General features: G+C 45.7%; 14 protein-coding genes and 1 pseudogene. 4 read left to right on the top strand and 11 right to left on the bottom strand.

Going from position 1 to position 13,163, the window contains the following annotated elements; all coding sequences use genetic code 11:
• Window positions 1-52 precede the first annotated feature (52 nt).
• From AYK67_RS16100 to AYK67_RS16090, 3 genes are all read right to left on the bottom strand, one after another.
• Complete coding sequence (locus AYK67_RS16100; RefSeq protein ID WP_068089268.1) at window positions 53-1,402, bottom strand: HlyD family type I secretion periplasmic adaptor subunit; 1,350 nt, start codon at window positions 1,400-1,402, stop codon at window positions 53-55.
• The gene (locus AYK67_RS16095) at window positions 1,399-3,144 is read right to left on the bottom strand and encodes a type I secretion system permease/ATPase (protein ID WP_068089265.1); all 1,746 of its coding nucleotides are present in this window, start codon (window positions 3,142-3,144) and stop codon (window positions 1,399-1,401) included. The genes AYK67_RS16100 and AYK67_RS16095 overlap by 4 nt, the downstream gene beginning before the upstream one ends.
• A 140-nt stretch (window positions 3,145-3,284) precedes the next feature.
• Window positions 3,285-3,791, bottom strand: a complete 507-nt coding sequence (locus AYK67_RS16090) for a lactoylglutathione lyase family protein (protein ID WP_068089262.1) — start codon at window positions 3,789-3,791, stop codon at window positions 3,285-3,287.
• Between the two features lie 389 nt (window positions 3,792-4,180).
• Between AYK67_RS16090 and AYK67_RS16085 the strand changes: the two genes are divergently transcribed.
• The 3 genes from AYK67_RS16085 to AYK67_RS16075 are packed head-to-tail and all read left to right on the top strand — an operon-like array spanning window position 4,181 to window position 5,789.
• Window positions 4,181-4,483, top strand: coding sequence for an ArsR/SmtB family transcription factor (locus AYK67_RS16085; RefSeq protein ID WP_068089259.1), 303 nt, complete (start codon window positions 4,181-4,183; stop codon window positions 4,481-4,483).
• Window positions 4,480-5,544 carry a permease gene (locus tag AYK67_RS16080; protein WP_082735883.1) on the top strand — a complete coding sequence of 355 codons (1,065 nt, stop codon included), beginning with the start codon at window positions 4,480-4,482 and terminating at the stop codon, window positions 5,542-5,544. Before AYK67_RS16085 ends, AYK67_RS16080 begins: the two co-directional genes overlap by 4 nt.
• Before the next feature lie 8 nt (window positions 5,545-5,552).
• Window positions 5,553-5,789 (top strand): thioredoxin family protein, encoded by a 237-nt coding sequence (locus AYK67_RS16075; RefSeq protein ID WP_068089256.1) that lies wholly within the window; start codon window positions 5,553-5,555, stop codon window positions 5,787-5,789.
• A 139-nt stretch (window positions 5,790-5,928) separates the two neighbouring features.
• Here the strand turns inward: AYK67_RS16075 and AYK67_RS16070 are convergent, their stop codons facing one another.
• The 3 genes from AYK67_RS16070 to AYK67_RS16060 form a co-directional block, all read right to left on the bottom strand.
• Complete coding sequence (locus tag AYK67_RS16070) at window positions 5,929-6,252, bottom strand: FtsB family cell division protein (protein WP_082735882.1); 324 nt, start codon at window positions 6,250-6,252, stop codon at window positions 5,929-5,931.
• 117 nt (window positions 6,253-6,369) lie between these two features.
• Entirely contained in the window at window positions 6,370-7,752 is a 1,383-nt protein-coding gene (locus AYK67_RS16065; protein ID WP_068089253.1) for a M16 family metallopeptidase, read from the bottom strand.
• Window positions 7,749-9,050, bottom strand: a complete 1,302-nt coding sequence (locus AYK67_RS16060) for a M16 family metallopeptidase (protein WP_068089250.1) — start codon at window positions 9,048-9,050, stop codon at window positions 7,749-7,751. The genes AYK67_RS16065 and AYK67_RS16060 overlap by 4 nt, the downstream gene beginning before the upstream one ends.
• A 400-nt stretch (window positions 9,051-9,450) precedes the next feature.
• On the opposite strand from AYK67_RS16060, the gene AYK67_RS16055 reads away from it, so the two are divergent.
• The gene (locus AYK67_RS16055) at window positions 9,451-10,428 is read left to right on the top strand and encodes a permease (protein WP_068089247.1); all 978 of its coding nucleotides are present in this window, start codon (window positions 9,451-9,453) and stop codon (window positions 10,426-10,428) included.
• A 230-nt stretch (window positions 10,429-10,658) separates the two neighbouring features.
• On the opposite strand, the gene AYK67_RS16050 is transcribed toward AYK67_RS16055, so the two are convergent.
• The 5 genes and pseudogenes from AYK67_RS16050 to AYK67_RS17815 form a co-directional block, all read right to left on the bottom strand.
• Window positions 10,659-11,057, bottom strand: coding sequence for a hypothetical protein (locus AYK67_RS16050; RefSeq protein WP_068089244.1), 399 nt, complete (start codon window positions 11,055-11,057; stop codon window positions 10,659-10,661).
• Between the two features lie 135 nt (window positions 11,058-11,192).
• Window positions 11,193-11,384: pseudogene (locus AYK67_RS17010) on the bottom strand (IS6 family transposase); the annotation flags it as partial.
• 81 nt (window positions 11,385-11,465) lie between these two features.
• The gene (locus AYK67_RS16045; protein ID WP_068089242.1) at window positions 11,466-11,783 is read right to left on the bottom strand and encodes a hypothetical protein; all 318 of its coding nucleotides are present in this window, start codon (window positions 11,781-11,783) and stop codon (window positions 11,466-11,468) included.
• A 90-nt stretch (window positions 11,784-11,873) separates the two neighbouring features.
• Window positions 11,874-12,374, bottom strand: coding sequence for a hypothetical protein (locus AYK67_RS16040; protein WP_156453196.1), 501 nt, complete (start codon window positions 12,372-12,374; stop codon window positions 11,874-11,876).
• 180 nt (window positions 12,375-12,554) lie between these two features.
• Window positions 12,555-12,947 carry a polymorphic toxin-type HINT domain-containing protein gene (locus AYK67_RS17815; protein ID WP_420800610.1) on the bottom strand — a complete coding sequence of 131 codons (393 nt, stop codon included), beginning with the start codon at window positions 12,945-12,947 and terminating at the stop codon, window positions 12,555-12,557.
• Window positions 12,948-13,163 lie beyond the last annotated feature (216 nt).

Here is a 13,163-nt window from a genome sequence, read left to right as displayed (position 1 = left end):
AATGCCTGATGCATACTCGTTGAGTAAAGCCGTGCTGTTACGTTCTCACTGCTTAGCTCTCTTTCAAGGCATGGGCGATCTGGTCGCGCAGCGGTTTGATAAAGTAGGAAAGCGCCGAGCGGCCGCCGGTTTGAATAAACGCCTCCACCGGCAAACCGGAAACCAGCTCCTGCTTGCCCAGTTTTTCCTCTTCATGGGCATTCAGACTTAAGGTGGCGCGGTAATACTGCTCCCCGGTTATTGGGTCCTGTTCCAGATCAGCCGAAACACTTTTCACCGTAGCTGCCAGTTCCGGCGTGCTGCGTTGGTCAAATGCGGGAATACGCACAATGGCTTCCTGCCCCTGATGCACCTGGTCCACATCCAATGGCTGCAATCGGGCCTCGATAATCAGCGGGGCATTTTCCGGCACCACCATCATCAAGGGTTCGGCTGCAGAAACCACACCGCCCACCGTATGCACATTCAGCTGGTGGATGATACCATCTTGCGGCGCTCTGATCTCGATACGCCGCATACGGTCTTCACCGGCAATCATTTGCTCTTCAAGCTCGGCGATTTTGGCTTGTACCTGCTGCAACTCCGCCAGCACTTGTTCTAGAAAATCCTGATCGAGCTGCAATATCTGCAGTTTCTTTTCTGATATTGATTGCCGTGTTTGTGCAATACGCGAAATAGTCGCGCCGTGCTCACCGGCAAGCTCGGCCTCTTGTCGCTTCAAGCCGGTCACTTGCGACTCGCTAATCAAGCGCTTGTCAAACAAGGCGGCATAATCGGCCAGCTGCTCTTGTACCAAAGATAACCCACGCGCTTTGGCATCGCGCTGGATGGTCAAGCCCTTTATTTGCTCTTCCAGCTGCCCCGCCTGTTCGGACAATTGCTGCTTGCGCCCTGCCTGCGCTTTCAAACGGGCCTGCATCAGGTGCGTTTGTCCTTCCAAGGCCAGCCGGGCATCGCGCATTTCCTGCGCCATCTGCAGTAAGTCTTGGTCAAACTCCGGCGCGTCCTTGCCTTGCCACTCGGCTTCCAGCCGCGCTTTTTGCGCCCGCATTTGTGCCAGCTGCTTGGCTATCACAGCCAGATTAGCCGCAACAACAGTGTCATCCAGTTTTACAAGTAAATCACCTGCAAACACATGGTCACCATTTCGCACCAGTATTTGTCCAACAATACCACCTTCTTGATGCTGAACTTTTTTAATATTCCCTTCCACAACAAATTTACCCGCAGCAATAACAGCACCGTTAAGCTGCGCAAAAGTTGCCCATCCGCCAAGGCCAAGAACAAGCATGGCTACAAGTAGAAAGCCAAGAATAATATGCTTTTTTTGCGAGTTTTGTATACGTTGCAGACTTTGAGCACGAACCGTTTCATCATTTAAAGTCGTTTGTTCCCGATTCATTTTTGCACCACCTGCAATGGCTGTCCGCTACTAGCACCAAGTGCAGGACCCGCCATCACTTTAGGCAGAACCTCATCTTTGGCGCCAAACATTTGCTGTGTTCCCTCTTTCACCACAACAACCAAATCCAGCGCAGCCAGCGCACTGGGACGGTGGGCCACCACCACCACAATCGAGCCTGCTTGCCGCATGGTTTTAATAGCGGCGGTCAAAGCCGCCTCACCTTCACTATCAAGGTTGGAGTTTGGCTCATCAAGCACTACTAAAAATGGTTTATTATATAGCGCCCGTGCAAGGCCTATGCGCTGTCGCTGACCGGCCGAAAGCCGCGCACCCCCTACGCCAACACGCGTATCATAACCCTCATTAAAACTGGTGATGAGTTCATGGACATGGGCCAGACGCGCTGCCTCCAGTATTGCTTCGTTATTACGCTGTGCTGCAAAGCGGGCTATATTCTCGGCAATTGTGCCATCAAATAATTCAACGTCCTGAGGTAAATAGCCAATGGCTGCGCCCAAACGTTCCTCTTGCCATTGCTGCGGTTCAGCGCCATCTAACGTCAGCTTTCCGCGCAGCAATGGCCATACCCCAACCAGTGCGCGAATAAGCGAGGTTTTACCAGAGCCAGAAGGTCCAATGACTGCTAAACCATCGCCGGCATTTAAAACAAAATTCCCGCCTTGAAAGGTTGGCACACGCTCACCCACAGGTGCTGTTGCAAGTTGTAGGATTTCAAGCTTTTGCTTTGGTAAAGGCAATTCGGTTTCCGGCTGCGTATCGCCAATAGCCGCCAACAGTTTATCCAGCCTTGTCCGTGCTTGCCGTGCCCCGACAAAAGCCCGCCATTGCCCCACGGCTGCCTCGATGGGAGCAAGGGCCCGCGAGGTAATAATGGAAGAGGCGATCATCGCCCCGGGAGAAACCTCTTGCAACAGGGTCAGCCATGCGGCCACCGCCAGCATACCCGATTGCAAGATAAACCGCAGGGTTTTGATCGTGACAGTAAAGAAAGCCGCACGGTCCCCCGCCTTTTGCTGGGTTTGGTAGAGCTTGTCGCTCATCCCCAGCCACGTAGTGGTAAAGCGTGGCCCCATGCCCATGGCTTTCACCACTTCGGCGTTGGTGCGGGCACCGCTGGCAAAGCGCGAGCGCTGTGCGCTGGCTTCACCCATTTGCTTGGCAGGCGCACGTGATAAAAACTCGTTTGCAAGCACAAGCAAAAAGATAAGAACCGCACCACCGAGCGCAATCAGCCCCAGCCAGAAATGCAGGGCAAAAACCAGCCCCAGATAAATCGGCATCCATGGCACATCGAACATGGCCGCAGGGCCTGGACCGGCACAAAACTGGCGAATACTTTCCAAATCACGAAGCGGTTCTTGCCCTCGTCCGCGTGCGCCCAAACCAAGCGGCAATTTCAGATTAAGTCCAAATCCCTTGGCGCTTAAACGCAAATCTACTTCTTGAGCAAAACGGGTCAGCATTCGGCTGCGTATGCCCTCAAGCAGCCCGTATGCCACATAAAGCCCGCCCACCAAAGCAGCAATAACAGCAAGGGTTGGCAGAGAGTGGCTGGAAAGTACCCGATCATAAACCTGCAGCATAAACATCGGGCCGGTCAGCATTAACAGGTTAATAACCAGACTGATAACACCTATACTTGATAATGTACCCCGGCACTTGCCAATCACCTTGGCAACAGTAATTTGCGGCTTTGCCCCTCGCCCGTTATAATCCATAGAACACCTAAAACCCCATATACATGGGTAAAAATGAGAATGATAAAATTTAATTAGCTTTTTAAATTATAAGCTAAACAAAACAGAAATTTGAATTCAAGTTAAAAATTCACAATTATATAGCTCATTATTCAACTTTTTTAAGAGCTATAGGCACCACTAGAATAATGCAGTTCATAGCTATGACTATATATTTCTAAAATATTACCAAAGGGATCTTCCATATAAATCATACGGTAAGGTTTTTCTCCGGGGTAATAGTAGCGCGGCTTGGGCATACGCTTTTTCCCACCCGCTGCCACAATTTTCTCCACCAAGGCTTCCAGATTGGGGTCTTGAATGCAAAAATGGAAAACACCCGTTTTCCAGTATTCAAAGTTATTTTCGCGCTCTTGTTTGTTATCAAACTCGAACAACTCTACGCCAATACGATCACCGGTTGACAAATGGGCGATGCGAAAGCGTTTCCAGCCGGGGCCAAAAACATCGCTGCACATATCGCCAATGGCACTTGGCTCCTCCACCACCTCTGTAGGTGGCATAATCACATACCAGCCGAGCACCGAGCTATAAAAGTCCACGGCCCTATCAAGATCCATGACAGAAATGCCAATATGCGAAAACACACGGGGGTAAGAAACACTCATCTGGTGGTACTCCTGACTTTATGGAATGGATTAAAGGCAAATAACCACTTGTTCAAAAGAGCAAGAAAGTGCGGAGGGCGAGCGGTTCCTTAGTGCCGGGGGGGGGCTTCAATGGGTTGCCACCATCTCGCGCCTTGCCGGTGCCGCCGCCTCCGGCTAACAACAGTTAAAGACTACAAGATACGGCATATGCTTTCAATGGCACCCATTATATTCCAGGGGTTTCCTCATATGCCCAGGGTCTGCCTCATATGCAAAGAGCCTCACAACACAGCCTCAGCAATTTTGCCACCAACCGATACCAAATTTAAAACCTCGTACTTCTACGAATTTAAATATTCTATAATTAGAATATTCTATTAAATGAATTTATCGGGATACTAACAAAAATGTCGAACACAAATTTAAAACTCTCCAGCCTTGCCAGTCGTATCAGACGCGATGCGCTACGGTTGGTTCAAAAGCACGAGAAATATTGTTTGTGCGACCTCGCTGCTGCTTTAGGTGTACCACAACCCTCCATGACGAAGCACATGCAAACCCTGAAAACAGCCGGTTATGTTCGTGCACGCAAAGAGGGCCAGCGAATAAACTTCAGTATTTGCGAGAACCTAGAAGCAAAAGAGTTATCCCTGTTAGAAATTGTCCTGACAATGCCAGAGGAAGAAGAACCACAGGCGACAAACAAATGACGACAACAAATACAGATAACAAATCTCGCCTTAACGAAACGGTAAAAAATCTGCGCCTTTTGATTTATGGTTTATTGGCGCTTACCCTTTGGTTCATTGTTTATTGGAACCTTAACGATGCCGCAACTTGGTTAACCCTTGCAATGAGGTTTACACCTAATACCCATATTTTTGATGCACTACAATTCTTCCTCTATGATACCCCTAAGGTCATCATGTTGCTGTCATTGGTTGTTTTTGCCATGGGTGTTGTGCGTAGCTACTTTTCGGCGGAGCGTACAAGGGCACTGCTATCCGGCAAGCGTCAAGGGTTTGGCAATATCGCGGCTGCCTGTCTGGGCATTGTAACTCCATTTTGTTCTTGCTCAGCCGTCCCGCTTTTTATTGGTTTTGTATCCGCAAATGTCCCGTTAGGCGTTACATTCTCTTTCCTGATTGCCGCGCCAATGGTGAATGAAATCGCCATAGGGCTACTATTCGCGCTGGTTGGCTGGAAAGTGGCACTGGCATATTTGCTCTTCGGGCTCACCATCGCCATAGTTGCCGGCATGGTTATCGGCAGACTAAACTTGGAGCATTGGCTTGAACCTTGGGTTCTGGAGTTGCGCAGCTCCCATGCCACTGCAGCTGAAATAAAGCTCACTTTGCAGCAACGTATGCAAGCAGGGATTGATGCACTTAAAGATATACTGGGCAAAGTCTGGAAATGGATACTTCTCGGTATCGCGGTTGGCGCTTTCATCCATGGGTTTGTTCCGGCAGATTTACTATCTACTATCATGGGTAAGGATGCTTGGTGGTCTGTGCCAGGGGCGGTTTTGCTTGGCGTTCCCATGTACTCAAATGCTGCTGGCATTATACCGGTTGTTGAGGCGTTAATCGGCAAAGGCGCAGCTTTGGGTACAGTACTGGCATTTATGATGAGTGTTATCGCCCTATCTCTGCCAGAGATGATTATCCTTCGTAAAGTATTATCCGTGAAATTAATCTTGGTATTCGTCGGTGTTGTTGCTAGCGGAATATTAGCAACCGGATTTATCTTTAACCTTCTGTTTGCATAGGAAAGAAAATGAAAACGATCAAAGTCTACGGCCCGGGTTGTAAACGTTGCGAAACGGTTGCCAATTTGGTTTTGGAAGAAGCAGAAAAGCTCGGCATCGAGGTTGAGCTTTCCAAGATCACCGATATGGCACAGATTGCCATGGCGGGCGTTCTCTCAACTCCAGGTCTTGTAATCAATGGTACCTTAGTACACAGCGGGAGCATTCCCAAAAATGAAGAGGTCGCAAACTGGCTAAAGAGCTAATGCTCTGCTCAGCTACAGCCCAATATACAAGTTGGAGGAGAACGATCTCGTCCAACTTGTGTTGAGCACACTAAAATAATTTTCCCAGGCATCTTGCATGGAATTCTTAGAAATTTTTATTCCTGCCGCAACGGCAAAGCTAGTCATCTAGCATAATTGCCACATCATCCGGGTGTACGAGATTCAAACTTGCCCGTGCCCGTTCATCGACCAAGTCCGGATCCAGGCTTTTCGGCGATAATAATAAAACCCGTCTTTGCAATATAATCCGCTCTTGTTTAAGCACATCGCGTTGCGCTTCCAGCTCGCGGATACGCTCTTGAATGGTTGCCCGGCCAAACAGACCGAGCTCCCCATTCAATGCGTGGAACAAAAAATAAAACGTCGCAATAAGTGCCAGTACCGGACCACTTAAAGTCTTGATACGTGATGATCTTTTGCGCTGTCTTGTTCTTGCTCTCACGATTACAGACCTACTCAATACCCTATGGCCGTCACCGGATAAAATGCACCACGACGGTTAACCAAGCGTTTCGATCTTTAAAAAAAGAGGGTGAACAAGGTGAAAATCACAAACTTATTATATCGCCTTATCACGCGGCGCTAAGCAACGCTCCACCTCGTTCACATGAGCAATTACACAAGCACCAGGTAATGCTTCAGGATTTTTAGAAACTGCGATAACAATAAAATCATCAAATTGCGGAAACGCATCTTCCAGGCGCTTTTGCACGTCTGCTTGCGTGACATCATTCAACTCATCTAGCAAATTCAAAACACGAGATGCCTTAAAACCAGTCAGCACATTTTCAAAGGTAGTAGTGTTCAGATGGTAATAGTCTTCTTTGATTTTTTTCATACTATCAATCAAAGGCTCCTTTAACTCTGTCAATTGTCCTGCAGTACCCACTCGCTTAAATTCACCATATGCAGCTTTGATTGCCGCGACACTCTTTTCAAGTTTTGCATCATCCACCGCACCAGTCATAAATAAAAACCGGTTGTTCGTATTGTACTGCGCAAAGCCTGCTTCAAAAAAATAGGATGCCCGCAATTGCTCACGTACCGTTTTGTGAAGCACGCTTGTTTCACCATAACCAAGAGCTCTTTGTAACATGATATCAGCAAACGCATGCCCTTCATGAACAGGCGGCATTGCAGCAATAAAGATCAACTGAGATTGTGCGGCACTCTCCTCATGCAAAACGATTGTAGTCGCCTCATAGTTGGCCTCTATAATCTTCGAAAGCGACTTTTGCCGCTTAGGCAGCCCTGCAAGCAACTGGTCAACGGCTTGCTCTGCTTCACTCTCAGATAAATCACCGGTGATAACAACCGAGTGCGGATCACTCACGATCGTCTTTTCATGCCAACGTACGATGTCACTTCGCTCTACGCCATTTAAGAGATCTTGCTGGTCAAGTGACAAGTAGCGTCTTAGCGGCTGATCACCCATGACAATTGCTCGCGCTACATTAAAGCCTTTGGCGATAGGCTGTTTTTTTACTTCGGTTATCTTTTTAGCAAATTCATCCTCAATTCGCGCGCGCCACTTTTCTTCAAAAAGTGGTTTATGTAAATGCGCCTGTGCAATTTCAATCGTCTCACTCAAGTACGCTTTTTCAAAGTAAAGCTCACCAAATGCATAGTCCGAATTTGTATTGATAAAACCTTGCGAGTCCCAATCAGCAAATTTCTCGCCTGCAACACCTGCAGGAAAACCAACCGCCCCTCCAGCCAAAAGCAACTGCGCACCAATATATGGTGCAATTGGATTGTTGTCCTCCCCATAAGCCCAGTCACTCAACCAAGCTATTTTAATAGCAACACGCTTTTCCTCCGGCTTTTTCACCAAATAAAATCGGACACCTTGTGCGGTTTCCCCTTCAATAATTGTAGGCTCGTTATTGCTACAAGCAGCCAGAAAACTAAGACTAAACAATATGTAAAGAATTCTCTTCATCTAAAAACCTCTTCAGGACCTATAAAAGCAATAACTTGAGCACCTTCGCCAACTAAAAGTTTTAAATATTTATTTGTTTCTTCCTGTGAAATCCCGTTTTTCATTCGCAGTAATTTTTTTACGCTTTTGGGTTCTTTTTGTTGATATATTGAACTAGTCACATAACGGGCATACCACTTCTCAACATTTCCTTGATCTTCTAAATCGGGCCAATAATCATCAAAACGCTTTCTCAATCTCTGCCACGTTTTGGGTGGAATTCCCTGTTTTGCGAGTTTCAATAGTTCTGCTTGAAACTCGGCTTCTACATCGACCAATTTCACCCCTTTATCGGGTTTCCCACTAAAATTAATTTGTAAGTGCTTCTCATCAAGTGGAAATACTTGAAAACTAAAGCCACTGGTAGTTGTGCCGTCAAACCGCAAAGGACCTGCCAGCCCTCCAGGTAAATTGCTCTCTAAGATAGAGCTTAGTAACGCTGTTTGAGCCCTAAGTAATTCCAATTCTACGGGTGTATCCAAGGCAATAACTTTTTGCCAAACAAATCTTGGAACTGTATTCTCATCGGCAAACTCGAGCCTTTGTGTAAAAGCCTTTTTAAGATGATAACGACCAGCACCGAACTGGTTTGAGGTGCTGGCAACAGGCCATTCAACCCGCTCAAGTGCACGTCTCAACTGCGATAAACTCACATCCCCTGTAACCACAAGCTTTGCTTGCTGCACTACATGGGACTTTTGATGCAAAATAACTGCATCATCATAACGCAGCTCATTTATTTGCTTAGGCGTGCCAATAACAGAGGTAGCGATCCGGTTACCTGCATGTAATGTGGCATTGATTTCTTCAAAGGCTTGAGCACTATAGTTATTGCCCAGTCGAAAGTCATACTCGTTTAAAACGATACCGCGTTCTTCAAGAGCATATTCCTCTCCGACCTCTAGCGGTTCAATAGTTTTTCTTAAACTGGCCAATAATTGCTCAAGCTTGTCAGGCTTACCGCTACGCCAATAACCAACACTATATCGAGTAGTCCAGGCATTGGCGTGTTGCACAAAAACTCTATCGTTTGGCCCTTTAATATTATGGCCGACCAAATGCTCCAGATAATGCATAAGCCCGGGTTGATCTGAAGTATTTTCAAATATTAAGTGAACCGAAACCGCATTACTGCCATTAATTGGGGCATAATAAATGTTGGGAGCAATCTCAGGGTTTTGCTTTTCTTGACATCCACTCAGACCAAATATAGATAATACTAAAATAAACATAGCAATAAATTGAGCATATACAAACATAAATCACCAATAAACTATATACATTAAGTAATTATTTTTTACTAGTTAAGAAGAAATTATGCAGATTTTAGAATTTGTTATTATCAAATTAAATAAGACTTTAGCACTAAAAAACTATTATATTACATAGGCCCCCTTCTCCACTCTAACTCTGGAGAATAATTACGCTACTTAGTGTATGAAACTTTGAAAAGACACACTTAACCTTTATATGTAATTGCTGGTTTAATTATAGATTATAATCGTATCATTTAGTTATGGAATTTATTATTATTATTATTCTTCTAAATAGGCTTTATCGATCAATGAGCGCGTACAAAAACAATCTTCTTGACATATCACATATTCATCGTATTAGTACGATACATCGCAAAATAACGATAATAAAGTGTGATCATCAATGACCCAACAACTCCTCGACACTCTCAAAATGTTCGGTTTTCTATTCACCGAACTTTCCCTGTTGTTTTTGGCCATCAGCTACTTGGTGGTTGTTCTGCAATACTACATCCCCCCTGAAAGAATTCAGCGTACGCTGTCCTCGCAAAATGGCCGGGGGTATATTGTCGCTGCATTTTTAGGTGCCATAACACCGTTTTGCTCGTGCTCGACCATACCGTTCCTAAAAGGGCTTATTCGTGCCAAAGCCAGTTTCGGGACAATGATGGTGTTTTTGTTCGCCTCTCCCCTTTTAAACCCCATTATCATCGTGCTCTTTGCTGCAGTATTCGGTTTTGGCATTACCGCGTGGTACTTTACCTCGGCAATGGTTATTTCCATCGCCGCTGGCTATATTCTTGAAAAACTCGGCTTTGAACGTTATGTCCGTCCTCAGGCAAAAAGCGATAGCGCCAAAAGCTGTTGTGCGGCGAAGCCAGCGCCCTCACAAGAAGGCACCCAAACATCGTGCGGCGATCAAGCCCAAAGCTGCGCCACACCTGCAAAACCTTCTATGAAGCAAAGTAAGTTTTGGGGCTTTTGGCTACAATCATGGTCCGATTACAAGGCAGTGCTGCCCTATTTGCTACTCGGCATTACCATTGGCGCTGTAATCTATGGCTATTTGCCAGCAGATATCATTGCCCAATACGCATCCTCCAGCAACCCGCTCGCTATTCCTGTGGCCGCCGTTATCGGCATCCCGCTCTATATCCGCGCCGAAGCGGTCATCCCCATCAGTGCTGCGTTACTGGGTAAAGGCATGGGTCTAGGTGCCGTCATGGCGCTGATTATCGGCAGCGCAGGCGCTTCACTAACAGAAGTCATTCTGCTCAAGTCCATCTTCAAGTCCAAGCTCATTTATGCATTCGTCGCGGTTATTCTCTTCATGGCGATTGCCAGCGGTTACCTGCTGGATGCATTTATGGCACTTGCCTAACCAATAAGACCGATCAGCTATAATAGCGTATCTGCAATAAATCACCCCTTTGCAGATACGCAATCTATTCACTAACCGCACCAGCGACACTAAGCCTAACAACGCTAACTACAAAAGATATATTTAACGTTACGTTTATAGTTATTAATGTTAAATGGGTTAACCTGTAACAGGAACATTCCCGGACGAGAAATAACGTTTCGGATTTGGGCGATTGCAGAATCTTGCATCTAATTAACTAGGAACACACTAAAATTATTGATTTCATCTGGAACACTAGAGGAATCCCCGCTCAAGCACTTATCGTAAACAGCCCCGAAGAAAGCTGAATTCACTATATCAGCTAAAATCACAGGAAGCTCGCTATGTATTTCTCCCACGACTTCCCATCCTATAATGTAAATTTGTTTTTCTTTGCCCCAATTTTCGCAGAACCAATCGCTCATAACATCGTTTAATGCATCAAGGCTATTTCCGTTTATGAGAGGGCTATCCTTACCTTTGAGGATTTTGCCCATGGACCTCAGAATCTCCTGTTTGCTTTGAGAGCCCCTGAGATCAACAACATATTTTTTTCCAACAGTAGCCGAATGGGCTTTCCACTGCGCAGCTTCAATGAACTGGATCATTTGATCCTCACAAATGGCTTTCCAAGATTACTCCCGTAGTGTGTGCCTGTAAAATAACGTCGACTATCACTACCCACGACTATTCGCTCTGTGCTTGCCCCGGTCTGATCTGCTTGAGGCCGGGCGACGCCATTACCAACGCAGTCGCTTTTCTATCTCCGGAGCATACCTCTGCACCCATCTGTAAATCATGGCATGGTCAACGCGAACCCCGAACTCTGCCATCATCTGCTCGAGGTCACTATAGCTGATGCCTTATCGGCAATACCAGCGAACCGCCCACAACACGACTCCACCACTGAAATAACGGCCTTTGAGAGCAATCATTAAATCACCAAACCAGCATTGAGTAATGTCTCTTTCGCAGCTACTATAGATTTTTGCAACAGAGCCCGTGGCTCAGGATAACTACTCTTTTGGCAGCTGAGCAAACAGCCGTTCAATATCATCTAACTTCAATCCTGTTTCAGATAATATTAGAGATTCTTTCCCATGTGGATAACCTAAAAGGTTAACTAAAATTCCTCTTACTGTAAGCCTTACACTTTCTTTAGTAAGCTCAACATCTGGCCATTGGTTTAGAGTTGATCGCGCTTCTTCCAAGCTTGCGCCAGTCAAAATTTGAAATTCCCAATTTGGAAAAATCAAATCGTCTTCAATAGACAGGGCAATGCATCTTTTGATTGCTTGCATTTCGTTTAAAGTGAAAATATCTCTAGGATGCATAATATTACTTCAACCTTTACACATAAGCTAAACCGTTAGTTGGTCGGAACGCTGTACCAAAATCCATAAACAGGTGAAGTTGAACACCAATTATGCCGACAGGCTTATGTAAGCTAAATCATGTCTCTTAAAGTGCTTAAGCTCATTAGAAATAAACGTTGAAAATATCTTTTCTCTATTGTTTGTCAAAAATATTTCGTCACCTGAAAATAATATGTGAAATATACCGCTATCATATTCAATGGAAAATCCTACAAACTCATCATAATTGGCTGCGAAACAAGTTGTAATTTTGTTGATGTTTGCTTCACTTGTAATTTCTATGAATGACAGAGTTAACTCATCGTATAGACCATACAAGTTAAAGTGATCGTAGCAAAGATAATCTTGATCCGTACAAATAAGTGGATTTGCACCGTTCATGTAAAAATTCAAGATTCCACGCTCAGTTTTAATTGCAAGATAATTGTCAACTACATATTGGTAGTCATCTCCCTTCGCTACAAGTTTTCCGAGTGATAGGCTTTTGCATCCAAGTAGGTAATTTTTGAGAAGATTACTTTTTTTACTTTGAAAGTTATTAGATGACATTAATTTAGTCCCAGATGGCTTTTTACGAAAGGTGATGCTCTTGTTGCATCCAAAATGTGAGAAATTCACCATTAGTTCTTGCAAGAACAATGGAATCGCCCTGAACGTAGCTGTTAACCATCACTTTGTTCCACTCAAATGGATCTTTATTTCTTCTATTAGAACCGGTCGTGATCTCGTTTATGTATCTTCGAGCGGCTTCCCAATCACCCTTATTGATTGTAACACCGTTTTCCGGGCTGTTGAGTAAATATCTTGAGCATGTTTTTTAAATTTCTTTTGCGCATTTGGCCCCCACCGGATGTCGCACGCATTATGCACGAGTACTGGTGGTGCATTTGGATTGATCGGGTCGGTTACGTAATACGTGTGGGAGTGTGCAACCTCGATGTTCCACGCGGTGAATGGCTTCTCGATCAGGTCCCATTTTTGCACCTGCACGGGCGTCCCGCTACAGGTTTGCAAGTCCATGCCGACTTTGAGCTCTGCCGCCGGTACCCACTTGCCTTGTCCCGCTGTTTGGGACCCCTCTTTGTTTGGAGCTACAAAAAACGGGTGCTCATGAGTGGTGATGATCTTGGAGGTCTGCTGTTCTTGCGGGTAGAACAGTGTCAGATGGATCTGGTTGTCGTGATGCTCGGACCAAACGCCATTAACCTTGCTAAGAACATTGCCGGTTGCTTTGATTTGCTGTTAGCCATTTGCTCCGGTTTTGCTGATAAATTCCCGGTCATGGCGCTGATCATCGGCAGCGCGAAGGTATCCAGCTTGCTATAGCCACAAAGCCCT

The sequence above is a fragment of the Polycladidibacter stylochi genome, from assembly GCF_001562055.1.
Taxonomy (GTDB): domain Bacteria; phylum Pseudomonadota; class Alphaproteobacteria; order Rhizobiales; family Stappiaceae; genus Pseudovibrio; species Pseudovibrio stylochi.
Note: the sequence above shows the minus strand (reverse complement) of the source record. Positions and strands in the feature narration are given on the sequence as shown.